Source organism: Tropicibacter alexandrii (genome assembly GCF_003667315.2).
Lineage (GTDB): Bacteria > Pseudomonadota > Alphaproteobacteria > Rhodobacterales > Rhodobacteraceae > Tropicibacter > Tropicibacter alexandrii.
Genome location: NZ_RCTZ02000019.1, coordinates 1 through 23,954 on the forward strand (window position 1 = coordinate 1; position 23,954 = coordinate 23,954).

23 protein-coding genes, 1 pseudogene and 1 riboswitch are annotated in these 23,954 nt (G+C 64.1%); of the genes and pseudogenes, 20 read left to right on the top strand and 4 right to left on the bottom strand.

All coding sequences use genetic code 11. From position 1 onward, the window contains the following. Positions 1-58: 58 nt before the first annotated feature. Positions 59-346, bottom strand: coding sequence for a hypothetical protein (locus D8Z78_RS19105; protein WP_121634599.1), 288 nt, complete (start codon positions 344-346; stop codon positions 59-61). Positions 347-493: 147 nt separating this feature from the next. On the opposite strand from D8Z78_RS19105, the gene D8Z78_RS19110 reads away from it, so the two are divergent. The 15 genes and pseudogenes from D8Z78_RS19110 (at position 494) to D8Z78_RS19180 (ending at position 15,408) form a co-directional block, all read left to right on the top strand. Next, a complete protein-coding gene (locus D8Z78_RS19110; RefSeq protein ID WP_164933014.1) occupies positions 494-988 on the top strand; it encodes a MarR family winged helix-turn-helix transcriptional regulator in 495 nt (164 codons plus the stop codon). 43 nt (positions 989-1,031) lie between these two features. Beyond that, a riboswitch (glycine riboswitch) is annotated at positions 1,032-1,115 on the top strand. Positions 1,116-1,214: 99 nt separating this feature from the next. After that, positions 1,215-2,486, top strand: a complete 1,272-nt coding sequence (locus D8Z78_RS19115) for a D-amino acid dehydrogenase (RefSeq protein ID WP_121634603.1) — start codon at positions 1,215-1,217, stop codon at positions 2,484-2,486. Next, positions 2,486-3,439 (top strand): annotated as a pseudogene (bhcB, locus tag D8Z78_RS19120) (beta-hydroxyaspartate dehydratase BhcB). Before D8Z78_RS19115 ends, bhcB begins: the two are co-directional and overlap by 1 nt. Positions 3,440-3,450: 11 nt before the next feature. Continuing rightward, positions 3,451-4,617 carry a 3-hydroxy-D-aspartate aldolase BhcC gene (gene bhcC / locus D8Z78_RS19125; RefSeq protein WP_121634596.1) on the top strand — a complete coding sequence of 389 codons (1,167 nt, stop codon included), beginning with the start codon at positions 3,451-3,453 and terminating at the stop codon, positions 4,615-4,617. Positions 4,618-4,716: 99 nt separating this feature from the next. Then, a complete protein-coding gene (gene bhcD, locus D8Z78_RS19130) occupies positions 4,717-5,682 on the top strand; it encodes an iminosuccinate reductase BhcD (protein ID WP_121631732.1) in 966 nt (321 codons plus the stop codon). Between the two features lie 182 nt (positions 5,683-5,864). After that, positions 5,865-7,013, top strand: coding sequence for a muconate/chloromuconate family cycloisomerase (locus D8Z78_RS19135; RefSeq protein ID WP_121631774.1), 1,149 nt, complete (start codon positions 5,865-5,867; stop codon positions 7,011-7,013). A 39-nt stretch (positions 7,014-7,052) separates the two neighbouring features. Beyond that, entirely contained in the window at positions 7,053-8,441 is a 1,389-nt protein-coding gene (gene benA, locus D8Z78_RS19140) for a benzoate 1,2-dioxygenase large subunit (RefSeq protein WP_121631731.1), read from the top strand. 12 nt (positions 8,442-8,453) lie between these two features. Beyond that, positions 8,454-8,900 (top strand): aromatic-ring-hydroxylating dioxygenase subunit beta, encoded by a 447-nt coding sequence (locus D8Z78_RS19145; RefSeq protein ID WP_275114980.1) that lies wholly within the window; start codon positions 8,454-8,456, stop codon positions 8,898-8,900. A 140-nt stretch (positions 8,901-9,040) separates the two neighbouring features. Continuing rightward, a complete protein-coding gene (gene benC, locus D8Z78_RS19150) occupies positions 9,041-10,057 on the top strand; it encodes a benzoate 1,2-dioxygenase electron transfer component BenC (RefSeq protein ID WP_121631730.1) in 1,017 nt (338 codons plus the stop codon). Further along, positions 10,054-10,830: a benzoate diol dehydrogenase BenD gene (gene benD, locus D8Z78_RS19155; protein WP_121631729.1), complete on the top strand. Its 777-nt coding sequence runs from the start codon at positions 10,054-10,056 to the stop codon at positions 10,828-10,830. The genes benC and benD overlap by 4 nt, the downstream gene beginning before the upstream one ends. Positions 10,831-10,871: 41 nt before the next feature. Next, a complete protein-coding gene (locus D8Z78_RS19160; RefSeq protein WP_121631728.1) occupies positions 10,872-12,044 on the top strand; it encodes an ABC transporter substrate-binding protein in 1,173 nt (390 codons plus the stop codon). A gap of 58 nt (positions 12,045-12,102) precedes the next feature. Next, positions 12,103-12,972, top strand: coding sequence for a branched-chain amino acid ABC transporter permease (locus D8Z78_RS19165; protein WP_121631727.1), 870 nt, complete (start codon positions 12,103-12,105; stop codon positions 12,970-12,972). A 4-nt stretch (positions 12,973-12,976) separates the two neighbouring features. Then, complete coding sequence (locus D8Z78_RS19170) at positions 12,977-13,981, top strand: branched-chain amino acid ABC transporter permease (RefSeq protein WP_121631726.1); 1,005 nt, start codon at positions 12,977-12,979, stop codon at positions 13,979-13,981. Further along, complete coding sequence (locus tag D8Z78_RS19175; protein ID WP_121631725.1) at positions 13,974-14,717, top strand: ABC transporter ATP-binding protein; 744 nt, start codon at positions 13,974-13,976, stop codon at positions 14,715-14,717. Before D8Z78_RS19170 ends, D8Z78_RS19175 begins: the two co-directional genes overlap by 8 nt. Further along, on the top strand, positions 14,710-15,408 hold the full coding sequence (locus tag D8Z78_RS19180; protein WP_121631724.1) for an ABC transporter ATP-binding protein: 699 nt from the start codon (positions 14,710-14,712) through the stop codon (positions 15,406-15,408). Before D8Z78_RS19175 ends, D8Z78_RS19180 begins: the two co-directional genes overlap by 8 nt. Positions 15,409-15,435: 27 nt before the next feature. On the opposite strand, the gene D8Z78_RS19185 is transcribed toward D8Z78_RS19180, so the two are convergent. Then, on the bottom strand, positions 15,436-16,368 hold the full coding sequence (locus D8Z78_RS19185) for a LysR family transcriptional regulator (protein ID WP_240672189.1): 933 nt from the start codon (positions 16,366-16,368) through the stop codon (positions 15,436-15,438). 68 nt (positions 16,369-16,436) lie between these two features. Continuing rightward, a complete protein-coding gene (locus D8Z78_RS19190) occupies positions 16,437-17,312 on the bottom strand; it encodes a dioxygenase family protein (protein ID WP_121631723.1) in 876 nt (291 codons plus the stop codon). A gap of 218 nt (positions 17,313-17,530) precedes the next feature. On the opposite strand from D8Z78_RS19190, the gene D8Z78_RS19195 reads away from it, so the two are divergent. From D8Z78_RS19195 to D8Z78_RS19215, 5 genes are read left to right on the top strand one after another with little or no spacing between them, the layout of a single operon-like run. Further along, positions 17,531-17,911 carry a hypothetical protein gene (locus D8Z78_RS19195; protein ID WP_121631722.1) on the top strand — a complete coding sequence of 127 codons (381 nt, stop codon included), beginning with the start codon at positions 17,531-17,533 and terminating at the stop codon, positions 17,909-17,911. Next, complete coding sequence (locus D8Z78_RS19200; RefSeq protein ID WP_121631721.1) at positions 17,908-18,765, top strand: alpha/beta fold hydrolase; 858 nt, start codon at positions 17,908-17,910, stop codon at positions 18,763-18,765. Before D8Z78_RS19195 ends, D8Z78_RS19200 begins: the two co-directional genes overlap by 4 nt. A 3-nt stretch (positions 18,766-18,768) precedes the next feature. Continuing rightward, entirely contained in the window at positions 18,769-19,626 is an 858-nt protein-coding gene (locus tag D8Z78_RS19205; RefSeq protein WP_121631720.1) for a 3-oxoadipate:acetyl-CoA acetyltransferase, read from the top strand. Beyond that, positions 19,623-20,312: a CoA transferase subunit A gene (locus D8Z78_RS19210; protein WP_121631719.1), complete on the top strand. Its 690-nt coding sequence runs from the start codon at positions 19,623-19,625 to the stop codon at positions 20,310-20,312. Before D8Z78_RS19205 ends, D8Z78_RS19210 begins: the two co-directional genes overlap by 4 nt. A 3-nt stretch (positions 20,313-20,315) precedes the next feature. Continuing rightward, positions 20,316-20,939, top strand: coding sequence for a 3-oxoacid CoA-transferase subunit B (locus D8Z78_RS19215; RefSeq protein ID WP_121631718.1), 624 nt, complete (start codon positions 20,316-20,318; stop codon positions 20,937-20,939). A gap of 392 nt (positions 20,940-21,331) precedes the next feature. Here D8Z78_RS19215 and D8Z78_RS19220 read toward each other — a convergent pair whose 3' ends face one another. Continuing rightward, entirely contained in the window at positions 21,332-23,770 is a 2,439-nt protein-coding gene (locus D8Z78_RS19220; RefSeq protein WP_164933015.1) for a methyl-accepting chemotaxis protein, read from the bottom strand. Positions 23,771-23,954: the final 184 nt, after the last annotated feature.

Consider the following 23,954-nt stretch of genomic DNA (forward strand, 5'->3'; position numbering starts at 1 on the left):
CGTTTCAGTCCCATGGTTCGTCTCCTTTGCTGCAATAAATGCTATCAAAGGAGCGGCATCAAACCGCGACACGTCCATAGTCGACCTGCGCCGTTTCCGTCATCGGCAGCGCGTCAAGCTCGGCGCGAAAGGCGATGCACCGTCCCGATTGGCCGGTGCCCTGCAAGGTGCCGACGACGCCGGTGCCGCCGATCCCGGTTGCGACCGTATAGCCAAGATCGCGCAGGCGATCGGCCACGAAGCGTGCGGTGCGCGCCACCTCGAACCCGGTTTCGGGATGACGGTGCAGGTCGCGCAGCCAAGCGTGGGCCGTTTCGCGGTGGGTATCATACCAAGTGTCGAACATGCGACGCGGGCTCCGTTTTGTCTTGCATCAAGGCCTCTGCGCTCCAATACTTGTCGGATAAGATAGTTGCTTTATAAGACTAAATGGCGTGGAAATCAGGGTATGATGTGATACCCTCAGGGTATGACGCAGGCAGAGGGGCGAGATATGCAGCGCGACAAGACATTCAGAAACGAACGGCTGACCTACCGTCTGAGCATCGTCGCCCAAGAGGCCATCACCGCCAATGACGCGATTTTCCTGCGCGAGACCGGATGCAGCATCCGTGACCTGCGCGTGTTGCGCCTGATCGACGACACGCCCGGCACCACCTTTGCGGAGATCTCGAAAGCCACTGGTTTTGAAAGAAGTTTGACGTCCAGAATCATCCAGTCCCTGCTGGGGACGGGGCTGATCCAGCGGGAAAACTCACAGGCGGATGCCCGTGTTTTCCTGCTGTCGACCACCGACAAGGGCAAGGAGGTCCGCCAAGTCGCGCGGCAACTGTCCGACCGGCTGGAAGTCATCCTGACCGATCCGCTGTCCCGCCAGGAGCTGCGCGTTTTCAACGAAGTGCTCGAACGTCTGGGGGCTTGGGTGACCTCCGAAGACTATCGCAGCGCTCTGCAGGAAGAGACCAAAAATAATCACAACGTAAAATAATCGTGACGTGAGAATATAAAACGGCAATCAAGTCTCCGCCTACCAAGCTGACATGGGAGAGGCCGCCACGCGGCGCCGAAGGAGCAACCCCCCGGAAACTCTCAGGCAAAAGGACCATGATCGGCACGGGCGTCTGAAGCGCTGGCGCGCCTTTGCCGCCACCCGTGACAGAGCGGATCATGCCTGCCTCCGGGCGGGACGGAACCTTGGGTCGCGGGAGGATACCATGACCAGAATAGCCGTTATCGGCGCCGGAATCACCGGCGTCACCACCGCGTCGAGCCTGATGGACCGGGGCCATGACGTGACCTTGTTCGACCGCAACCGCTATGCGGCGATGCAGACGTCCTTTGCCAATGGCGGGCAGTTGTCTGCCTCGAATGCCGAAACGTGGAACCGCTGGTCGATGATCTTCAAGGGCCTGAAATGGATGATGCGCCGGGGCGCGCCGCTGTTGGTCAATCCCAAACCCAGCTGGCACAAATACAGCTGGATGGCCGAGTTCGTGGCCGCGATCCCGCACTACCGCGCCAATACGGTCGAGACCACGCGCATGGCCATCGCCGCGCGCGGTCTGTTGCGGGAAAAGGCCGCGCGCCACGGGTTCGACTTCGATTGCGAAAATCGCGGCATCCTGCACATCTACACCGACAAGGCGGAATTCGACCACGCCACAGAGGTCAACAAGCTGCTCGCCGAGGGGGGCTTGCACCGTCGCGCGGTTGCGCCCGACGAGGTGCGCGCCATCGAACCGGCGCTGACCGGCGCCTTCTATGGCGGCTACTACACCGAAAGTGACTTCACGGGTGACATCCACCGGTACACGACAGGGCTGGCGAAATCCATCGAGGCGGGCGGCGCCGTGCTGCGCTTTGGCACCGATGTCGAGACGATCAAGGTGGATGACACGGGCGTGCGCCTGACCTGGAGCCGCAACAGCGAGAGCCAGACGGACCAGTTCGATGCGATCGTTGTCTGCGCGGGGGTCGACAGCCGCCGCATCGCCGCACAGTTGGGCGACCGGGTGAACGTCTATCCGGTCAAAGGGTATTCGATCACCGTACAACTCGACGACGAGGCCAGCCAGCAGGCGGCGCCTTGGATCAGCCTCTTGGATGATGAGGCCAAGGTCGTCACCAGCCGTCTTGGCAAGGATCGGTTCCGCATCGCGGGCACGGCAGAATTCAACGGCTACAACCTCGATATTCGCGACGACCGCATCCGCCCGCTTGTGAAGTGGTGCGAACGCTTTTTCCCCGGTGTCAGCACCGAACATGCGATCCCATGGGCCGAGCTGCGCCCGATGATGCCGAACATGATGCCAAAGGTGGGGCAGGGGGTCCGTGACCGGGTGTTCTACAATACTGGCCACGGCCATCTGGGTTGGACATTGTCGGCGGTGACCGCCGAGATGGTGGCAGACACGGTTACTGCCTCATTCGCGGGCCGCAGCGCGCGCAACATGCCTTTGACACAGGCCCGGAAGGGGGCCGCGTGATGACGATCCCGACATATGACGACATGCTGGCCGCGCATGAGCGGATTGCACCGCATATCCGGCGCACGCCGGTGCGGGTGTCGGATTATCTCAACGAGATGACCGGGGCAGAGCTGTTTTTCTGATGTGAGAACTTTCAGGAGCCGGGCGCCCTCAAGGTGCGCGGTGCGGCCAATGCGGTGTTCGGACTGGACGAGGCGCAGGCGGCGAAGGGTGTAGCGACCCATTCCAGCGGCAACCACGCGTCCTGCCTCAGCTACGCCGCCATGTTGCGGGGCATTCCCTGCAACGTGGTCATGCCACGCACCGCGCCTCAGGCCAAGAAGGACACCGTGCGGCGCTATGGTGGGGTCATCACCGAATGCGACCCCTCGACCACTTCGCGCGAGGCCACATTCGCGCAGGTGCAGGCCGCGACGGGGGGCGATTTCGTGCACCCCTACAACGATCCAAGGGTGATCGCCGGGCAGGGCACCTGTTCGAAGGAATTCATGGAGCAGACCGGCGGGCTCGACATGGTCGTGGCGCCGATCTGCGGCGGCGGGATGATCTCGGGCACCTGCCTGACCTTGGCGACACTGGCGCCGGAAACCCGCGTCATCGCGGCGGAGCCAGAGCAAGCCGATGACGCCTATCGCAGCTTCAAGGCGGGGCATATCATCGCCGATGACGCGCCGAAGACCATCGCGGACGGGCTTTTGGTGCCGCTCAAGGACCTGACATGGCACTTCGTGTCGACCCACGTGGCCGAGATCTACACCGCGTCCGAGGCCGAGATCATCGAGGCAATGAAGCTGACGTGGAAACACCTGCGCATCGTCATGGAGCCGTCGAGCGCGGTGCCGCTGGCGTCCATTCTGAAGAACCCCGACGCCTTTCCCGGCAAGCGCGTCGGTGTCATCATCACCGGCGGCAACGTCGATCTGGACAGATTGCCCTGGATGCAGGGTTGAGGAGATTTCCAATGAAAGACACGAACAATCTCGACGCCTACGAGGTGGGCTATGACATTCCGGCCAAGCCGGGCATGGACGAGGCCGATATCCAGACCCCGGCTCTGGTGCTGGACCTCGATGCGCTGGAACGCAACATCAAGAAGATGGGCGACTATGCCCGCGCGCACGGGATGCGCCACCGGGCGCATGGCAAGATGCACAAGTCCGTGGATGTGCTGAAGCTACAGATGGACTTGGGCGGGGCCGTGGGCGTCTGCTGTCAGAAGGTGTCCGAGGCCGAGGTCTTTGCCCGCGCCGGGATCAAGGAAATCCTTGTCTCGAACCAAGTCCGGGACCCGGTGAAGATCGCGCGGCTGGCACAACTGCCCCGGCTCAGCGGCGGCGAGGTGATCGTTTGCGTCGATGACCCCGCCAATGTCGCGGACTTGTCCCGGGCCGCTGGCGCGGCGGGCACCGTGCTGGGCGTGTTTGTCGAAATCGACTGCGGCGCGGGGCGCTGCGGTGTGACCACGACACCGGCTGTGGTCGAGATCGCGAAGGCCGTGCGAGAGGCTGATCACCTCATCTATCGCGGCATTCAGGCTTATCAGGGTGCGATGCAGCACATGGACAGCTTTGCCGACCGCAAGGCCAAGATCGACGCCGCCATCGTGCAGGTCCAAGATGCGGTCGATGCGCTGACGGCCGAAGGGATCGCCACCGACCTTGTGTCGGGTGGCGGCACCGGCTCGTATTACTTCGAGGCCAATTCCGGGCTGTATAACGAAGTGCAATGCGGGTCCTATGCGTTCATGGACGCGGATTACGGGCGCATTCTGGACCAGAACGGCCAGCGCATCGACGCGGGCGAATGGGAAAACGCCTTCTTCCTGCTGACCTCGGTGATGAGCCACGCCAAAGCCGACAAGGCGATCTGCGACGCGGGGCTCAAGGCGCAATCCGTCGATAGCGGCCTGCCGGTGATCTTTGGGCGCGATGACGTGGAATACATCAAGTGCTCGGACGAGCACGGGGTCATCGCCGACCCGGCGCAGGTGCTGAAGGTCGGGGACAAGCTCCGTCTGGTGCCCGGTCACTGCGACCCGACGGCCAATGTGCATGATTGGTACGTGGGCGTGCGAAATGGCAAGGTGGACTGCGTCTGGCCCATCTCGGCGCGCGGCAAGGCCTACTGATTTCGCCGCGCGTTCCGCGCGTCGACCCGCCGGGGGCTCCGCCCCCGGACCCCCGAGGTATTTTTGGACCAAAGAAGGCAGGGTTTCCCTGAGAGGCTGATGTGGATTGTTCCCGAAAAAGAGATCGCGGGTCTGATGACGCGCGCGGCGGCCTTTGACGCCGTCGAGCAAGTATTTGCGGCCATGGCGGCGGGCGAGGCCCGGAACTTCGCCGTGGTGCGCGAGGCCATCGGTCACGAGGATGCGCTGTACGGTTTCAAGGGCGGGTTCGATCGCACTGGGTCGACGCTGGGCCTGAAGGCGGGCGGCTACTGGCCGAACAATCTGGCGAGGCGCGGGCTGATCAACCACCAGTCCACCGTGTTCCTCTTCGACCCGGACACCGGCCAACCTCGGGCCATGGTTGGCGGCAACCTGTTGACGGCGCTGCGCACGGCGGCGGCCTCGGCCGTGTCGATCCGGCATCTGGCGCGAGCCGATGCGCGGGTCTTGGGGATGATCGGTGCGGGCCATCAGGCGGGCTTTCAACTGCGCGCGGCACTAGAGCAGCGCTCGTTCGACAAGGTCATCGGATGGAACCGCAGCCCCGAGCGGCTTGCCGGGCTTCGGGCGATTGCCGAAGAGGCTGGTATTCGCTTTGAGGCCGTGGACCTGCCTGGCATGATGCAGGCGGATGTGGTGATCACCATCACCTCGGCGTTCTCGCCGTCCTTGATGGCGGATCATGTCCGCCCCGGCGCGTATATCGCCTGCATGGGCACCGATACCGTCGGCAAACAGGAGGTCGAGGCGGCGCTTTTGGCGCGGGCCACGGTCTTTGCCGACGAGGTCGCGCAGAGCGTCACATTGGGTGAGGCGCAGCATGCGGTGGCGCAGGGGGCTCTGGGCGCGGGGGACATCACCCCGTTGGGCGCCGTGATCAACGGGACGCATCCGGGGCGCGTGGCGGACGATCAGGTCACTCTCTTCGATGGTACCGGCGTCGGGCTTCAGGATCTGGCCGTCGCCGCATCCGTGGTCGAACGGGCCATCGCGAAGGGGGGCGCCGTGAAGTTTGATATTTGACCGGCCAAGCCGCGTGAAATCAACATCTTGCCGGGCGTCGCATTCTGCGGCGCCCGTTTTCGTTTCGGGGCCGAGGCAAAGATGACTCTCAAGGGTATCACCCGAGACCCCAGCCATCATCGACAGAAACCGGGTTGGAAGGGCATCTGGATGTCAACGAAACATGCAGATGGAATGACCCCGTGACCAAGATCGACCAGATCGAGACCGTGATCCTCGATATCCCGACCATCCGGGGGCACGTGCTGTCCATGGCGACGATGCGCACGCAAACCGCAGTTCTGGTGACGATCCGGTTTTCCGACGGCTCGGTGGGAGTGGGCGAGGGGACGACGATCGGCGGCCTCAGCTATGGCGCGGAAAGCCCCGAAAGCATCCAATCCGCGATCGACACCTATATTGCACCGGCGCTGATCGGGCGGGATGCGGATGACGTGAATGGCGCGATCCAGTTGGTCGACCGTCTGGTCAAGGCCAACCGCATCGCCAAGACCGCCGTTGAAATCGCGCTTTGGGACGGGCTGGGCCAGCGTCTGGGCGTGCGGGTCTCGCAACTGTTTGGCGGCGCGGTGCATGAGCGCCTGCCGGTGGCGTGGACGCTGGCCTCGGGCAATTCCGATACGGATATCGCCGAGGCGCAGGAGATGATCGAGACCCGCCGCCACAACATCTTCAAGCTGAAGATCGGCAAGCGGTCCGTCCGCGATGACGTGGCCCATTTGGCGCGGATCAAGGCCGCCTTGGGCGATGCCGCCAGCGTGCGGGTCGATGTGAACACCGCGTGGTCCTTGCAGGATGCGCGTTGGGGCTTGCGCGGCCTTCAGGATGCGGGCTGCGAGCTGGTCGAACAGCCGATTCCCGCGCGGGATCGCGCCGGAATGGCCGAACTGACCCGCGATCATCAGATCGCGGTGATGGCCGATGAGGCCCTGAACGGCCCCGAGGATGCCTTGGCGGTTGCCAAGGCCCGCGCGGCGGATGTCTTCGCCGTCAAGATCGGCCAGTCCGGCGGGCTGAAGCGCGCATCCGAGGTCATCGCCATCGGGCAGGCCGCCGGGCTGGGGCTCTATGGCGGGACGATGCTGGAAACGGCGCTGTCCACCGCCGCCGCGCTGAACCTGTTTGCCACCGTCGAGCACCTGGCTTGGGGCACCGAACTGTTCGGTCCGCTGCTGCTGACCGACGACATTCTGACCCAGCCGATCACCTATCGCGATTTCTGTGTCGAGGTCCCGCAGGGCGTGGGCATCGGTGCAACGCTCGACCCCGACAAGATCGCTTTCTACCGCCGCGACTCTGCGCGGATCACCCGCGCCATTGCCGGCGAATAACCACGACTTGCGCCCCGGCGCTTCAGGAGGAGGAAACCCATGTTTACCCAAGCCACGCTGACCGATTTCGAGGCCCGTCTTGACGGCGCCATTCAGGACGACCCGGAAAACGGCGTGTTCCGCTGCCGCCGGGACATCTTTACCGACGAGGACCTGTTCGAGCTTGAGATCAAGCACATCTTCGAGGGCAACTGGATCTATATGGCGCATGAAAGCCAGATCCCGAACCCCGGCGATTACTTTACCCTGACCATGGGCCGCACGCCCGTCGTCATCACCCGCGACAAGGACGGCGAGCTGCACGCGCTGGTCAACGCCTGTTCGCATCGTGGCGCGCAGCTATGCCGCTTCAAGCGCCGCAACCAAAAGACGTTCACCTGCCCGTTCCATGGCTGGACTTTCTCCAACACCGGCAAGCTGTTGAAGGTGAAGGACCCCAAGGGCGCAGGCTACCCCGAGCAGTTCAACAAAGACGGCTCCCATGACCTGACCAAGGTCGCGCGGTTCGAGAATTATCGCGGTTTCCTCTTCGGCTCGCTCAACGCCGATGTGCAACCGCTGGAGGACTATCTGGGCGAGGCGCGCAAGATGATCGACATGATCGTCGATCAGGCCGACGAGGGGCTGGAGGTGCTGCGTGGGTCGTCCACCTACACCTATGACGGCAACTGGAAGCTGCAGGCCGAGAATGGCGCAGACGGCTATCACGTCTCTGCCGTGCACTGGAACTATGTCGCCACCACCGCGCACCGCACCGACGATGGCAAGGAAGACGCGATCAAGGCGACCGATGCGTCGAAATGGGCCAAGCAGCGCGGCGGCTTCCACGCCTATGAGAACGGTCACATCCTGCTGTGGACGCAATGGGCCGACCCGACCAACCGCCCCGGCTATCCGCGTCTTGAGGAATGGACGGAAAAGCACGGCAAGACCAAGGCCGAATGGATGGTCGGCGTCCTGCGCAACCTGTGCCTGTACCCGAACGTCTTCCTGATGGATCAGTTTTCCAGCCAGATCCGCGTCTTCCGCCCCATCAGCGTCGATCAGACCGAGGTCACGATCTACTGCATCGCGCCGAAAGGCGAGAGCCAAGAGGCCCGCAGCCGCCGCATCCGCCAGTACGAGGACTTCTTCAACGCCTCCGGCATGGCGACGCCCGACGATACCGAGGAATTCCGGGCAACCCAGCGCGGCTATGCCGGCGCGGCGCATGCGCCATGGAATGACCTGACCCGCGGCGCGACCCAGTGGATCAAGGGGCCCGATGAGGACGCGCAGGCGCTGGGGATCAACCCGGTCCTGTCCGGCGCGCGCACCGAGGATGAGGGCCTGTTCGTCATCCAGCACAGCAACTGGTCCGATCGCATGGCCAAGGCCATCGCCAAGGAACGCGAAACCGCCCCCGGCGCGGCCGTCGCAGCCGAGTGAGGAGAAAAGACAATGACCACCGCAACGCTTGACCGCCCCGCACCCAAGACCGTCAGCTACGAGGATATCCAGGCCTTTCTGTTCGCCGAGGCCCGCGCGCTGGATGACCGCGACTGGGATACGTGGCTGACCTTCTACCACAAGGATTGCCCATTCTGGATGCCCGCATGGGACGACCTCGACACGCTGACCGAGGACCCGCAGAACGAAATGTCCCTGATGTATTACCCCAACAAGCAGGGGATCGAGGACCGTGTCTTCCGCATCAAGACGGATCGCTCCTCGGCCACCTCGCTGTCGGAGCCGCGCACCAACCACTACCGGTCGGGGATCGAAATCCTGTCCCGCGATGGGGCGACGGTGACGCTGCGCTTCAACTGGCAGATCGCTATGGCAAGACCGACACGCATTGGGGCACGTCGTTCTACACGCTCGATGTCAGCGGGCCGCGTCCGCTGATCACCGACAAGAAGGTGGTTCTGAAGAACGACACCATCCACCACGTGATCGACGTCTACCACATCTGACCCCGTCAAATCGGACAGAAACAAACCCCCGCGCAGCCCGGGCAGGCTGCGCGGACAAGGGAGGAGCATGCCATGACCACCTATTCCATCGCCCTGAACTTCGAAGACGGCGTCACCCGGGTCATCCAGTGCGATGACGATGAAAAGGTGACCGACGCGGCCTTCCGGCAAAAGATCAACCTGCCGATGGATTGCCGCGACGGCGTCTGCGGCACCTGCAAGTGCTTCGTCGAAAAGGGCGCGTACGAGCTGGAATTCTATATGGACGAGTCGATGAGCGACGAGGAAGCCGAACAGGGCTACGCGCTCACCTGCCAGATGATCCCCGAAAGCGATTGTGTCGTGCGGGTCCCGACCACCTCCGCCCTGTGCAAGACCGCGCCGGAAAGCGTGGAGGCCGAGGTGTTGGGTGTGGACCGCTTGTCGGAAACCTCCTTTGGCCTGCGGGTCAAGCTGGCCAAGCCGGTGGGCTTCCTGCCCGGTCAATACGTCAATGTCAGCGTGCCGGGTGCGGGCGTGCACCGGTCCTATTCCTTTTCCTCTGCCCCCGGCGCGAGCGAGGCCACGTTCCTCATCCGCAACCTGCCCGGTGGCATCATGAGCAGCTACCTGTCGGACCGCGCGCAGCCCGGCGATGCGCTGACACTGACCGGGCCGATGGGCACCTTCTACCTGCGTCCCATCGAGCGGGCGCAGCTGTGGCTGGCGGGCGGCACGGGGCTTGCGCCCTTCATGTCGATGCTGGAACAGGTAGCCGAGCAGGGCAGCGATCACCCAATCACGCTGTATTACGCCGTGACCCGTGCCGCCGATCTGGTGGAACTGGACCGCGTGATGCGCCTTGCCGAGACCATCGGCAATGTCACCGTCGTGACCGTTCTGGCCGAGGGCGAACACGCCCGCACCGGCTTCGTCACCGATCACCTGACGGCGGAGGACCTGTGCGAGGGCGAGGCCGATGTCTACCTCTGCGGGCCGCCGCCGATGGTCGACGCCGTGCGCGCACATTTCGCCAAGCTGGGGGTAGAGCCCTCCAGCTTCCACTTCGAGAAGTTCAACCCGACCGAAGAAGCGGCCGAAGCGGCATGACCCGATTTGCCAACAAGATCATGGTGGTGACGGGTGCCGCGCAAGGCATTGGCCGCCGCGTCGCGGAGCGCGCGGCAGGCGAGGGGGCGCGGGTGCTGATCGTCGACCGCTCGCCCGCGCGCGACGAGGTGGTGCAGGCCATCCGCGAAGCGGGCGGCGATGCTCAGGCCGTGAACGTCGATCTAGAAACGTGGGAGGGCTGCGCGCAGGCGATGCAGACCGCAGTGGATCACTGGGGCCGCATCGACATCCTGATCAACAATGTCGGCGGCACGATCTGGGCGAAACCCTTCGAGCATTACGAACCCGTCCAGATCGACGCCGAGGTGCGGCGCTCGCTGTTTCCGACGCTCTATTGCTGCCGCGCCGCGCTCGATCACATGCTGCCGCGCGAGGCGGGGGTGATTGTCAACGTCTCGTCCATCGCCACGCGGGGCCTGAACCGCGTGCCTTATGCGGCGGCCAAGGGCGGGGTGAACGCGATCACCGCAAGCCTCGCTTGGGAAGTCGCCGAACGTGGCATCCGCGTCGTCGCCACCGCGCCCGGTGGCACCGAGGCCCCGCCGCGCGTCGTGCCGCGCAACCCCAATGCTGAACAGGAACAACGCGAGGACTGGTACAAGACCATCGTCGACCAGACGATCCAATCCGCGCTTACGAAACGCTACGGAACGCTCGACGAGCAGGCAGGCCCGATCCTGTTTCTGGCGTCGGATGAGGCCTCTTACATCACCGGCGTCACGCTGCCGGTCGGTGGGGGCGATCTTGGATAGACCCTGAGGAGGGGTCATTCACCAACTGGAGGAAATCACACATGAAACGTTCACTACTGGCGGCCCTCGGGCTCGCCACCGGCCTTGCCGTGCCTGCCGCTGCCGAAGACCTCACGGTCGGGCTGCTGCTGCCATTTTCCGGCGTCTATGCGTCGCTGGGCAACGAGATCGAGACCGGGTTCAACCTTGGCCTCGCGGCATTCGGCGGTGAGACCGAAACCACATTCGAGATCGTCCGCGAGGACACCGAAGTCAAGCCGCCCGTCGCCTTGGGCAAGGCCAAGAAGCTGATCCTGCAAGAGAAAGTCGATGTCATGGTCGGCGTCGTCAGCTCGGGCGTGCTGGGGGCTGTGCGCGACATGGTGCATGGCGCGGGCGTGCCGCTGATCGTGGCCAATGCCGGCAACGACGAGGCCACCGGCGCGGCCTGCTCGCCCTACATCACGCGGATGTCCTTTTCCAACGGGCAGATCAACCGCCCGATGGGCACATGGATGGCCGAACAGGGCATCGAAAAGGTCTTTACCCTCGCGCCCGACTACGCCGCTGGGCGCCAGATGATCGACCGCTTCAGCCAAAGCTTTACCGCCGCTGGCGGCGAGATCGTCGGGCAGGAATTCACCCCCTTCCAGAAGACACAGGATTTCGGTCCCTATCTTGCACAGGCCAAGGCCAGCGGTGCGGATGCGGTTTACGTGTTCTACGCGGGCGGCGAGGCGATTTCCTTCGTCAAGCAATATGACAGCTTTGGCCTCAAGGCGGATTTGCCGCTGTATGGCTCGGGCTTCCTGACCTCTCCGCTGTATGTGAATGCGCAGGGTGAGGCCGCCGAGGGCGTCATCACCGCGCTGCATTATGCGCCGACCATCGACAACCCGGCCAATGCCGCCTTTGTCGCCGCCTTCACCGCAGAGACAGGGCGCGCCCCGTCGGAATTCGCGGTGCAGGGCTATGACGCCGCCCGCGTGCTGGTCGAGGCGGCCAAGGCGGGGGCCACCGACCGCGCGTCGCTGGCGCATGCGCTGCGGCAGGTGTCGTTCGAAGGGCCGCGCGGCAAGCTGGCGATCGATCCGGCCACCAACAACATCATCCAGCCGGTCTATGTCTACGAGACCGTCGCAGGCGAGGGCGCGCTGACGCAAAAAGTGCTGGCCCAATTGCCGGCAGAGGCCGACCCGGCCAATGGCTGCGAGATGGTGCCGCTTTCCAATTGATCCAAACGACCCGGTCGCTTGCCAGTGGCCGGGTCATGCCAATCGGGGAGGACGTCTCATGGCACATGATCTTGGCTTCTGGATATTGCAGGCACTGAACGCGCTGCAACTGTCCATGCTTCTGTTTCTGCTTTCCATCGGCCTGACGGTCATCTTCGGGCTGATGCATTTCGTGAACCTCGCGCATGGTTCGTTCTATGCGCTGGGCGCGTATTTCGCCGCATCGCTGGCCGCCGTGGGCGGCTACTGGATGGGGTTCTTTCTGGCGCCGGTCGCGGTCGCGGGTGTGGGCATCTTGCTCTATTCCGGCCTGATCAAACGGATGCGCAAATCCGGGCCGATGGCGCAGGTTCTGGTGACCTTCGGGCTGATCTTCGTTCTGCTGGATGTGACGCGCATCGTCTGGGGCGAACTGGCGCTGGCCATCGACGTGCCCGCGCTGCTGTCCGGGCGGCTGAGTTTCCTCGGCGTCGAATACCCGACCTACCGGCTGTTCATCATCGTGCTGGGGCTGGGCATCTTCGCCGCGCTGGCCTTCGTGCTGGGGCGCACCCAGATCGGGGCGATGATCCGGGCAGGCGTCGACAACGACGCCATGGCGGCCTGCCTTGGGATCAACGTCGAACGGCTTTTCTTCATCGTGTTCTGCGTGGGCTGCGCGCTGGCCGGTCTGTCGGGCGCTGTCGCTGCGCCGCTTCTGAGCGTCGCGCCCGATATGGGGCTGCAAATCCTGATCCCGACGCTGATCGTGATCGTGATCGGCGGGCTTGGCTCGCTCAAAGGCGCCGTCGCCGGGTCGTTGATCTATGGCTTCGTGCAGACCTTCGGGGCTGTGCTTGCGCCCGGTCTGGCCTCCGTTCTCATCTATGCCCTGCTGGCTGCGGTCCTTGTGATCAAGCCCGTGGGCCTCTTTCCGGCGAAAGGATAAGCGCATGTTCCGTCATACCGCACTTCGCTACACCGCCCTCGTCCTGTTGGCCGCTGGCGCGCTGTTCCAAGCGTTCACGGCCGAATATTTCGGGCTGGAGATCCTGACGGAGATCCTGATCCTCGCCATGCTCGTGCTGGCCCTCGACATCGTCGCAGGTTTTGGCGGCATGGTGTCGCTCTGCCACGGCGCGTTGATGGGGGTAGGGGCCTATGCCTTTGCCATCCTGTCGACCAAGGCGGGCATCGCGCCGCCGGTGGCCATGGCCGGGGCCGTCGCCCTGACCGGGGGCATCGGCTGGATCATCGGGGCCATCTGCTCGCGCAGCCATGGCATCTACTTCATCATGGCGACGCTGGCCTTTGGCCAGATGGCCTATTCCTACGTGTTCGAAGCCCCGATTTTCGGCGGCGATGACGGGCTGGGCGGGATTTCCCGGCTGGATCTGAGCATCATCGGCGTGGACCTGAATGACAGCCGCAGCTTTGCGCTGTTCTGCCTTGCCGTTCTCGGCGCGATCTACGGCGCATCGGTTCTGATCCTGCGCTCCGGCCCTGGGCGCAGCCTGTCCGGCGTCATGCACAACGAACAGCGGATGCGCGCGCTTGGCCTGACGGTCTGGCGGGTGAAGGCGGATGTGTTCGGCCTGTCGGGCATGATCGCCGGTGTTGCCGGTGCCCTCGCGGCCCAGCACATCCTCTATATCTCGCCCGCTCTGCTGTCCTGGACGGTCTCGGGCGAGGCGCTGGTCGTGGTGATCCTTGGCGGTTTGGGCACGCTGGTCGGCCCGCTTGTCGGTGCGGCGGCCTTTGTCGTGCTGAAACATGAACTGAGCGCGGTGACCACCTATTGGCACCTCGTCGTGGGCCTTCTGCTGATCGCTGTCGTCATGAGCCGCGCCAACGGCCTCTTTGGCTGGGTCGAGGCCCGCTGGGGTGCGCGGATCGAACGGCGCATGGCGGATGCCACGCGTAAACAGCAACCGGAGGAGGTGCTGAGCGATGCTTGAAACACGCAATCTGACCAAAAGCTTTGGTGCCGTCCACGTCACGCGGGACGTGTCCCTGAAACTGGAGCGCGGCGAACGCCGCGTGATCCTTGGCCCGAACGGCGCGGGCAAGACCACGCTGTTCAACCAATTGGTGGGGGAACTGACGCCCAATAGCGGATCGGTCCATCTGGCGGGCGAGGACGTCACGGCCCTGCCGGTCGCCAAACGCGCCCGCCGTGGCCTGTCGCGCAGCTACCAGAAGAACACGCTGTTCGACGGGCTGACGGTCGAGGAAAACCTTGGCCTTGCGGCGGCGGTCCATACCGGCAACGCGACCCGGCTTTGGGCCGACAGCCTCGCCAAGCCAGAGGTGCGCGAGATCGTCGACGAGGTGGCGGAGCAGGTCAACCTGATGCCCTTCCTCCACGCCAAGGTGTCCGAGATCAGCTATGGCGTGCGCCGCCAGCTTGAGGTCGGCGTGGCGCTGGCGACGCGACCGCTTGTGCTGCTCATGGATGAGCCGACCAGCGGCGTCGGGCCGGAAATGTCCAAGGGGTTTCACGACCTGCTGAACAATCTGCCGCGCGACCTGACGATGCTGTTCATCGAACATGACATGGATCTGGCCTTTGACGTGGCCGACACGATCACCGTGCTGAACTATGGCGAGGTGGTCTTTGACGGGCTGCCAGAGGCGGCGCGCGGGTCGCGCCTGCTCAAGGAAATCTATCTGGGGAGCTGGGAAGATGCTTGAACTGAACGCGGTCCAGTCGGGCTATGGCGAAACGCAGGTGCTGTACGGTGTCTCGCTTGCGGCGCAAAAGGGCAGGGTCATGGCCATCCTTGGCCGAAACGGCGCGGGCAAGTCCACGACGCTGAAGACGATCATGGGGCTTCTGCCGCTCAAGTCGGGCGAGATCGTCTTTGACGGCAAGCCGATCGCCGCTCAGCCGTTTGACATCGCCAAGAGCGGCATCGCCTATGTGCCTGAAACGCGCGATATCTTTCCGTCGCTGTCGGTGCGCGAAAACCTCGAACTCGCCGCCAAGCGGTTCGGGGGCGGGGCGGCGGACTTGACGATGGAGCGGGTGCTGGACCTGTTCCCCCGTCTCGGCGAACGCATGGACAATGGCGGCACGCAGCTTTCGGGCGGCGAGCAGCAGATGCTTGCCATCGCGCGCGGCCTGCTGATGAACCCGAAACTGCTGATCCTCGACGAGCCGACCGAGGGGCTGGCCCCGATCATCGTCAAGCTGATCCACGACAAGCTTCAGGACCTGAAGGCAGAGGGCCTTTCGATGATCATCGTCGAGCAGAATTTCGGCTTTGCCACCTCGCTGGCCGATGATGTCGTCGTCGTGGACAAAGGCCAGATCGTCTGGACCGGCAGCGCCGACGAGATCAAGGCAGACGAGGAGGCCCAGCATACTTGGCTGGGCGTCTGATCCTGTGGCCCGATGCATCGGGCCACATCATCCAAATGTATTGCGCGCCACCTTTTGCGCGATGGTGACGAAATTCTTGACATGCACCCCCTGATCGTCGAGCCGGTAATTCAGCGATAGTTCAGTACGCGCGATCTCCGGCTCGATGCGCAGGAATTTCATCCCCTTGCGCGGTGCGTTCGCAACGGATTCCGGCACGATGCAGACCCCTTCGCCGACGGCCACGAGGCTCAGCGCGGTTTGCAGATCCATGCACCAGATGCGCAAAGGCGCGGTGAAACCCGCATCCTCCACCGCCTTGATCACCATATCCGCATAGCTCGGGCGCGGTTTTTCCGGGTAGAGGATCAAATGATGGGTCTGCAACCTTTCCAGCCGCGCCACCGAGCGCGAGCCGGTATCGACGATGTCGGGCAGGGCGAGGATCAGTTTTTCCTCGACCAGATGTCTTGACAGAAATTCGGGGTTTTTCAGCGTCGGCCAGGCAAACACCACACCCAGCTCGCGCGACACCAGTGCGCGGTGCAGATCGGCGTTGTTCATCGGGATCAGGCTCAGGTTCACGTCCGGGTAATTGACCCGATAGGACCGGATGATGTTGGGCAAAATGCCAAAGGTCGCCGAGCCGACGAAGCCGATGCGCAGACGGCCCTCCGCGCCCTGACCAAGGCGGCGCACCTCCAGTTTGGCATCTTCCAACTGCGCAAGGATCGACTTGCCCCGCGCCAGCAGGCGCTGACCGGCCTGGGTCATGGTGATCGCACTGCGGCCACGATTGAACAGGACCGCGCCCAAGTCTTCTTCCAGCTGTTTGATTGACCGGCTCAGCGGGGGCTGGGCCATGTCCAGCCGTTCGGCGGCGCGCCCGAAATGCAATTCCTCGGCAACCGCGATGAAATAGGTCAACTGTTTGAAGTTCATGATGTCGCGCTCTTCCACGCCTCGACAGTGATCGGCCATCGCGGGGCTTGCTCAAACGAAAAAGGCCCCCGACATGCGGGGGCCAGTTCACAGGGAGGTGTTGCAGGTCACTCGGCGGCCAGCGCCTTGGCGTCGGCGGCGGCTTGCAGGACGAAGTCGAACTCGAAATGCAGGTCGGTGCCTAGTTCGGGGGCGGCGGGCTTGAATGTGCCGATCAGGCTTTCCTTGACGGCGAACACGCTGTCAATGTCCAGCCATGCGCTGTCGGCGTCGTAGATCTGGCTGATCAGCGGGCGGAAGCCGTCCTTGGAAATGATGAAGTGCATGTGGCCGGGGCGGTTCGGGTGGTGCCCCATGAACTGCAGCAGTTCGCCTGCGGTCTCATCCTCGGGGATCGGGTAGGGCACGGGGCGCACGGCGACAAAGGCGTAATGCCCGTTCTCGTCGGTCTCGAAGCGGCCACGCAGGTTGTATTCCGGCTGGTCGGGGTCGAGGTTTTCATAGATTCCGTTCGGCGCGTCTTCCCACACGTCCAGCGTCACACCGGCGACGCCGTTGCCATCCGCATCGCGGATATAGCCTTCGAAATAGGCGGTTTCCTCGTTGTCGAAGTGCTTTTGGATCGTGGATGCGCCCTTGGGCAGGACCGGCGGGTTTTCGCGGTAAAACGGGCCCAGCACGGTGGATTCCGACGCGTTGCCCTCGACCGGGTTGGTCATCATGTCGACCAGAACCTCGACGCCGATGATGTCGGCCAGCAGGATGAATTCCTGACGGTTGTCGTTGCACAGTTTACCCGCGCGTTCGAGGTAGGCGCAGGCCTCCAGAAATTCCGAATGCTGCAACTTCACGTCCTTGATGAAGGCGTGCATGTGCTTGATGACGCCGGTCATGATCTCGCGCTGGCGCTCGGTGATCGGGCCGGATTTGCCGAGGCTGTCGATGACGACGTCGGTGATGTTGTCCTGATTGACGATACCCATGGGTTTTCCTCCTCCTTGGCGGTCGCTTGGGGTGACGGGCTGTCCCGTTGCGCTCTGGTGTGACGGATCGCGGGTCATTGCCCAATGCCTGCGGCGGTATCGGGTGATACCGTGACCGATGGCGCGGATCTGGCCCAGTATTGCCCCATACCCTGCGCGGCATGGCCCGCGCGCCACCTGTCGTGGCAGCAGGGGGCGAGTTTTCGAGGGAGGTCCAAGTGATCGAGACATTCACCCATATCCAGTCGCAACTGGACGCCAGCCCGCACCTGCTGCGGCTGGGGCGGCTGTTTTCCGAAACCGTGCTGATCGAAGTGGACGGGGACGAATATTACCTGACCTTCGACAAGGGGCGCATCGTGCAGGTCATGCAGGGCCCCAGCCGCAAGACGCCATGGCGCTTTGCCCTGCGCACCGATGCCGCTGCCCTGTCCGAGTTCTGGCAGCCGCGCCCCGCGCCCGGCTTTCACGACGTGTTCGGCTTCGTCAAGATCGGCCGGGGCCGGATCGACGGCGATATCCTGTGCCTCGTCAAGAACCTGCGCTTCTTCAAGGAGGTCCTCGGCCTCGCGCGCAGCAAACAGGAGCAAGCCGCATGAGCTTTGAGCCGATCACCGGGCGGTATCTGACCGTCTCCGTCGAGGGCGCGCCGCGCCGCATCTATGTCGAGGAAGCCGGGCAGGGACGCCCCGTTTTGTGCCTGCACACCGCCGGGGCCGACACGCGGCAGTGGCGGCACCTGATGAACGATGCCGCCGTCACCGCGTCCAACCGCCTGATCGCGTTTGACATGCCGTGGCACGGAAAATCCCTGCCGCCCGAGGGCTTCGAGACGCAGGAATACCTGCTGACCACCGAAGCCTATATCGACACCGTTCTGGCGGTGATCGACGGGATGGGGCTGGACAAGCCGGTTCTGGCGGGCTGTTCCATGGGCGGGCGCATCGCGCTGCAACTGGCGGCGCTGCACCCGGAAAAATTCAGCGGTTTCATCGCCATCGAAGCGTCGGATTTCCAGCCCGCATGGTATGACATCGACTGGTTCCACCGCCCCGATGCGCATGGCGGCGAGATGGGGGCGGCGCTGGTCTCGGCCAATATCTCGCCCTTTGCGCCGGAGGTTGAGCGCTGGAACACCCTGTGGATGTTCATGCAAAGCGGGCCGGGCGTCTTCCGGGGCGACCTGTCGTTTTACACCAAGGATGACAGCCTGATCGCGCGGCTTGGCCAGATCGACACGGCCCAGACCCCGGTGCATGTCATCGTCGGCGCCTACGACCTGACCTGCACACCCGAGGACGCCGAGCGCACCGCCCGCGCCATTCCCGGTGCCACACTGGCGGTGATGGACGAACTCGGCCACTTCCCGATGAGCGAACACCCCGAGGGCTTCCGCCCCTTTTTCCTCGATGCGCTGGCCAAGATGCCGGTCGCCACGGCACAGGCGGCCTGACCCATGACCAAACCCTGCATCATCTGCGTGGCCATCACCGGCAGCCTGCCGACCAAGGCCAACAACCCCGCCGTGCCGATCACCGTGTCGGAACAGATCGAATCGACCCATGAGGCCTTCGAGGCCGGGGCTGCCATCGTCCACGCCCATGTGCGCAACGATGACGAAACCCCGTCATCGGACCCCGAGAAATTTGCAGCGCTGAAAGAGGGGATCGAACGGCATTGCCCTGGCATGATCATCCAATTCTCGACCGGGGGGCGGTCCGGCGCGGGCAAGACGCGCGGCGGGATGCTGTCCCTGCGCCCCGACATGGCCTCGCTGTCGGTGGGGTCGAACAACTTCCCGACGCGGGTCTATGAGAACCCGCCGGATCTGGTCGATTGGCTGGCCTTGGAAATGCTGGTGCGCGACGTCAAACCGGAAATCGAGGCCTTCGACCTGTCGCATATCCTGAAAGCGCGCGAGATGGCCGACAAGGGGCAACTGGAGGGCACACCCTGTATCCAGTTCGTCATGGGGGTCAGGAACGCCATGCCGGTCGATCGCGACGTGTTCGACTACTACATCCACACCGTTCACCGCCTGTTCGGCAAGGATACGCCGTGGTGCGCGGCGGGCATCGGTCCGCACCAGTTGACGCTGAACGAATGGGCCATCGCGGCGGGTGGCCATGCCCGCACCGGGCTCGAAGACAACGTGCGTCTGGATCGCGACACGCTTGCGCCCTCGAATGCCGCGCTGGTGCGCCGGGCAGTCGAGATTTGCGACAAGAACGACCGCCCCGTTGCCACCCCCGATCAGGCGCGCGCCCTTCTTGGCCTGCGCCCCGCGACCATCACGAAAGGACAAGCGGCATGAAGAAAGTCTACGGCTCGGCTGCCGAGGCACTGGACGGCTTGCTGATCGCCGCCGGGGGCTTTGGCCTCTGCGGTATTCCGGAATTGCTTATCGATGCCATCGTCGACAGCGGCGTGAAGGACCTGACCGTCGCCTCGAACAATGCGGGCGTCGACGGGTTCGGCTTGGGCAAGCTGCTCGACACCCGCCAGATCAAGAAGATGATGTCGTCTTATGTCGGCGAGAACGCCGAATTCATGCGCCAGTACCTCTCGGGCGAGCTGGAGCTGGAATTCAACCCGCAGGGCACCCTGGCCGAGCGGATGCGCGCCGGTGGCGCGGGCATTCCCGGCTTCTACACCAAGACCGGCGTCGGCACCCAGATCGCCGAGGGCAAGGAGGTCAAGCAGTTCGGCGGCGAGGATTACATCCTCGAAGAGGGGATCTTTGCCGATCTGGCCATCGTCAAGGCGTGGAAGGCCGACACAACCGGAAATTGCATCTTCCGCAAGACCGCACGCAACTTCAACCCGCCCGCCGCGATGTGCGGCAAGGTCTGCGTGATGGAGGTCGAGGAGATCGTCGAACCCGGCACGCTCGACCCCGATCACATCCACCTGCCGGGCATCTACGTGCATCGCCTGATCCAGGGCAGCCACGAAAAGCGCATCGAACAGCGCACCGTCCGCAAGCGCGAGGAGGCCTGAACCATGGCATGGGACAGAAACCAGATGGCCGCACGGGCGGCGCAGGAACTCGAAGACGGGATGTATGTGAACCTCGGGATCGGCATCCCGACGCTGGTCGCCAACTATGTGGGCGACAAGGACATCACGCTGCAGTCGGAAAACGGCATGCTGGGCATGGGCCCCTTTCCTTTCGAGGGCGAGGAAGACCCGGATCTGATCAATGCGGGCAAGCAGACCATCACCGAATTGGCGCGGACTTCGTATTTCGACAGCGCGATGTCCTTCGGCATGATCCGCGGCGGCAAGATCGCGGCGGCGATCCTGGGCGCGATGGAGGTGGCCGAGAACGGTGACCTCGCGAACTGGATGATCCCGGGCAAGCTGGTCAAGGGCATGGGCGGCGCGATGGACCTTGTGGCCGGTGTCGGCCGGGTGATCGTGGTGATGGACCACACCAACAAGCACGGTGAGAGCAAGGTGCTGAAGGCCTGTACCCTGCCGCTGACCGGCAAGGGTGTGGTCGACCGCATCATCACCAATCTCGGCGTGCTGGACGTGGTCGAGGGCGGCCTGCGGATCGTCGAATGCGCCGAGGGCGTGACCGAAGACGACCTGCGCGCCGCGACCCAGGCGACCATCGTTTGAGCCGGGCGGGGGGAAGGCTTTTCGAAAAGCCTTCCTCCATGCGCCTTGCAAGGCGCATCGGACGCGTTTTCGAAAACGCGTGTCGCAAGCCGCTTCGAAGCGGCTTGCCCCCAGATCACGCCGTCGCGCTTTCGGATAGGTTTGCATCGCGGCGATCAGGCGGCGTCGTCGGGGCTGGGACTTTGGAACACGAGCCAGGCAACAGGCCAAACCGGTGATGTGGTCTGGCGTCAATACCGTGAGGCAGCATCTTGCATCGCATCTTCCAACTCTGGCTGGGTCGATGTTCCCCGGGGCCCGGCTGTCGATGTGCCGGCCCCGGTCCATCCGGGTTTGACGCACTTCCCTCCGCCGCCGCAGATCGGAGCCCGCTGCACGGCATATGGGCGCGCTCAGAACTCCGTCCACGGGCCTGCTGACCCGGCGGCTTTGGCCAGCGCGACAGGCTGGGACGGACCCGCGACGGTCTTGGCCTCGGCCCAAGTCGCCCCCGAAGCAAGGGCGGAGGCGTCGGTCCGGCCCATCTCCGCGGGGGATGCCCCAACGACGTCAGGACTTGCGCGCTGGCCCTCTGTTTCCGGTGAGCGGGGTTCGTGATGCGACGGCGCCGCCGGGTGGTCGCTGAAACGCGCGACGAGCTGGCGCAGGCCAAGGGCCTTTTCGCGCAGCGCCCGGCTCGCGGCGACGCTTTCGTTTACCATGGCGGCGTTCTGCTGTGTCACCTGGTCGAGCATGGCGATGCCGTTGTTGATCTCGCCGATGCCTTGCGCCTGCTCGCCAGCCCCGTCAGCGATGCTCTGGATCTGCTCGGCGACGGTGATCACCTCGCGCAGGATCCGCTCCATCGCCTTGCCAAGATCCGAAACCAGTTCGACTCCCTGCGCGACATTCTTGCCGGACGCGGCGATCAGCGACCGGATTTCGGCGGCGTTTTCCGCCGAACGCTGCGCCAATCCCCTGACCTCGGTGGCCACAACCGAAAAGCCAAGCCCCGCTTCCCCGGCGCGGGCGGCCTCGACCCCGGCATTCAGTGACAGCAGGTTCGTCTGGAACGAGATGTCCTCGATGACCTTGATGATCGTCTCGATCTGCTTCGAAGACCCCTCGATCGCGTCCATGGCGGCGACCGCGCGGTTGCGCACGTCCTCGCCCTCGAGGGCGGTTTCACGCGCGATTCCAATCGCCGCGACGATATCGCGGGCACCTGTGGCCGTGGCGTTGACGCTTTCCGAGATCTCGTCCATCGCGGCGGCGGATTCTTCCAGTGTCGCGGCCTGATTCTCCGTCCGTTCCGACAGCGCCGTGGCCGCGTCGTTCAGCATCTTGGCATCGTCGTCGATCGCCTCTGCATTGCGGCGCAAGTCGCCGATGATGGTGGACAGGGCTTCCACGGTCCGGTTGAAATGCCCGCGCAGCGCCTCGTATTCTGCGCCAAGGTCTTGGGTGACACGGCACGACAGGTCGCCGCCTGCCAATCTGACCAGCGCCTCCTGAAGCGTTTCGACCACCCGGGCCTGCTGCGCGGCCGTCTCCTGCATCTGGGTGCGGGTCTTTGCGACCGCGCCCAGATCGCTCCGGAAGGAATCCAGCGCCCGCGCGATGTCGCCGATCTCGTCGCCGGTCTTCGTCTGCGAGATGGTGGTCTCGTAGTCGCCACCGGCCACCGCCTTCACGCTGACGGCGAGGGCCGTGATCCGTCGGGTCAGCAGCCCTGCCACCAGCACCCCCAGCAACATCACCAGCACGGCCACGATGCCCGTCTGCACGAGGGTTGCCCGCAGCAGGGTGCGTTCCTGCGCGCGTGCTTCCCACAGGTCCTGTTCGGCCACCAGATGCCAGTCCTGCCCGCCGATCCGCCGCGTCAGCCCGACCATTTCCACCAGATTGCCACGCAGGCCTGTCACGCCCTGCGCCGCCACGTCGCCGCCTGCGCGCGCCTCCTCGATGTCTGGGCGTTGCGGCACCTCGTCAAGAACAGAAAGTTCGCCGCCCTGCGTGGCCGACAACGCGCGCCCGTTTTCATCGAAGGCGTACATATCGCCGCTGACGCCCAGCAAGTCGTTCTCGGCCATCTTGCGCGCCGGTGTGTCGATGTTGATCTGCAAGGCCACCACGCCCAGCCTGCCCCCCAGCGCGTCAAAGACCGGGGCCGCGACGAAATTCGCGGGCAGGCCGTTGCTGGGCGCGTAGGCGGAATAGCCGGAAAAGACGGCCTCGCCGGCCTCAAGCGTGTTCGCGGCGGCAAAGACCCGGCCAAGGCCGCTATCCGCGTAGGGCCCGGACAGGACGTTGGTCGCGAAATCCGGTTCCTTGTAGACGGTATAGATCGTGTTCCCGTCCAGATCGAACAGGAACAGGTCGTAGAAATCGCCCACCCGGATGTAGTCGCGGAACGAAGGATGAAAGCGCAGATGGGCCAGCGACCAGTGCGAGAAATCGCCCGCATTGTCGAGACGCAGCTTTTCGCCGGGCGGGTTTGGGTTCTCCTCGACATAAAGCCGTTGCAGGTCTTGCTCTGCCGTCGCTCCCATCCGGTCCCAGCCAGAGCCGAAGGCGGCGATCGCCTCACGGGTGCCCGGGCTTCCGGCCAGTTGCAGGGCCTGCGTGCGCACGGTTTCGAACCAGACATCGATTTCCTGCGCCTTCGCGTGCAGCAGGGCGCTGGTCGATGCACGCCGCTGAACCTCCATTCCGGCGGCGCTCTGGAAATAGGTGACGAAGGCCACGATCAGCAGGACCGTGACGGTCGGCACGGCGATCATGATTGGCAGTTTCCAACGCAGCGTCAGGCGCTTCCAGGGGTTGCGGCGGTACTTGAGCATTTTCTTCATCTCATCGGCTCCCGGTGACGGCACCCCCGAGATATCCGGCGCAATTTTTGAGATCGGGTGAAAATGGCCCAGCAAGGAACCGGGTTTCACCCCAAACAGGGCGAAAAGATCCGTTCCATTTGCCACGAGTTTTAATCGATGCGCCGCCGGTTCAGCGCGGTTCGGCATCCTGCGGCCTGACGGC

Excerpts from the sequence above, each read along its gene's own strand:
- D8Z78_RS19185 (WP_240672189.1), bottom strand. The coding sequence starts at position 16,368 with ATGGCCGATCACTGTCGAGGCGTGGAAGAGCGCGACATCATGAACTTC.
- D8Z78_RS19205 (WP_121631720.1), top strand. The coding sequence starts at position 18,769 with ATGACCAAACCCTGCATCATCTGCGTGGCCATCACCGGCAGCCTGCCG.
- D8Z78_RS19115 (WP_121634603.1), top strand. The coding sequence starts at position 1,215 with ATGACCAGAATAGCCGTTATCGGCGCCGGAATCACCGGCGTCACCACC.
- D8Z78_RS19210 (WP_121631719.1), top strand. The coding sequence starts at position 19,623 with ATGAAGAAAGTCTACGGCTCGGCTGCCGAGGCACTGGACGGCTTGCTG.
- D8Z78_RS19160 (WP_121631728.1), top strand. The coding sequence starts at position 10,872 with ATGAAACGTTCACTACTGGCGGCCCTCGGGCTCGCCACCGGCCTTGCC.
- benA (WP_121631731.1), top strand. The coding sequence starts at position 7,053 with ATGTTTACCCAAGCCACGCTGACCGATTTCGAGGCCCGTCTTGACGGC.
- benC (WP_121631730.1), top strand. The coding sequence starts at position 9,041 with ATGACCACCTATTCCATCGCCCTGAACTTCGAAGACGGCGTCACCCGG.
- D8Z78_RS19215 (WP_121631718.1), top strand. The coding sequence starts at position 20,316 with ATGGCATGGGACAGAAACCAGATGGCCGCACGGGCGGCGCAGGAACTC.
- D8Z78_RS19175 (WP_121631725.1), top strand. The coding sequence starts at position 13,974 with ATGCTTGAAACACGCAATCTGACCAAAAGCTTTGGTGCCGTCCACGTC.
- D8Z78_RS19110 (WP_164933014.1), top strand. The coding sequence starts at position 494 with ATGCAGCGCGACAAGACATTCAGAAACGAACGGCTGACCTACCGTCTG.
- benD (WP_121631729.1), top strand. The coding sequence starts at position 10,054 with ATGACCCGATTTGCCAACAAGATCATGGTGGTGACGGGTGCCGCGCAA.
- D8Z78_RS19220 (WP_164933015.1), bottom strand. The coding sequence starts at position 23,770 with ATGAAGAAAATGCTCAAGTACCGCCGCAACCCCTGGAAGCGCCTGACG.
- bhcC (WP_121634596.1), top strand. The coding sequence starts at position 3,451 with ATGAAAGACACGAACAATCTCGACGCCTACGAGGTGGGCTATGACATT.
- D8Z78_RS19145 (WP_275114980.1), top strand. The coding sequence starts at position 8,454 with ATGACCACCGCAACGCTTGACCGCCCCGCACCCAAGACCGTCAGCTAC.
- D8Z78_RS19170 (WP_121631726.1), top strand. The coding sequence starts at position 12,977 with ATGTTCCGTCATACCGCACTTCGCTACACCGCCCTCGTCCTGTTGGCC.
- D8Z78_RS19200 (WP_121631721.1), top strand. The coding sequence starts at position 17,908 with ATGAGCTTTGAGCCGATCACCGGGCGGTATCTGACCGTCTCCGTCGAG.
- D8Z78_RS19105 (WP_121634599.1), bottom strand. The coding sequence starts at position 346 with ATGTTCGACACTTGGTATGATACCCACCGCGAAACGGCCCACGCTTGG.
- D8Z78_RS19190 (WP_121631723.1), bottom strand. The coding sequence starts at position 17,312 with ATGGGTATCGTCAATCAGGACAACATCACCGACGTCGTCATCGACAGC.
- bhcD (WP_121631732.1), top strand. The coding sequence starts at position 4,717 with ATGTGGATTGTTCCCGAAAAAGAGATCGCGGGTCTGATGACGCGCGCG.
- D8Z78_RS19165 (WP_121631727.1), top strand. The coding sequence starts at position 12,103 with ATGGCACATGATCTTGGCTTCTGGATATTGCAGGCACTGAACGCGCTG.
- D8Z78_RS19180 (WP_121631724.1), top strand. The coding sequence starts at position 14,710 with ATGCTTGAACTGAACGCGGTCCAGTCGGGCTATGGCGAAACGCAGGTG.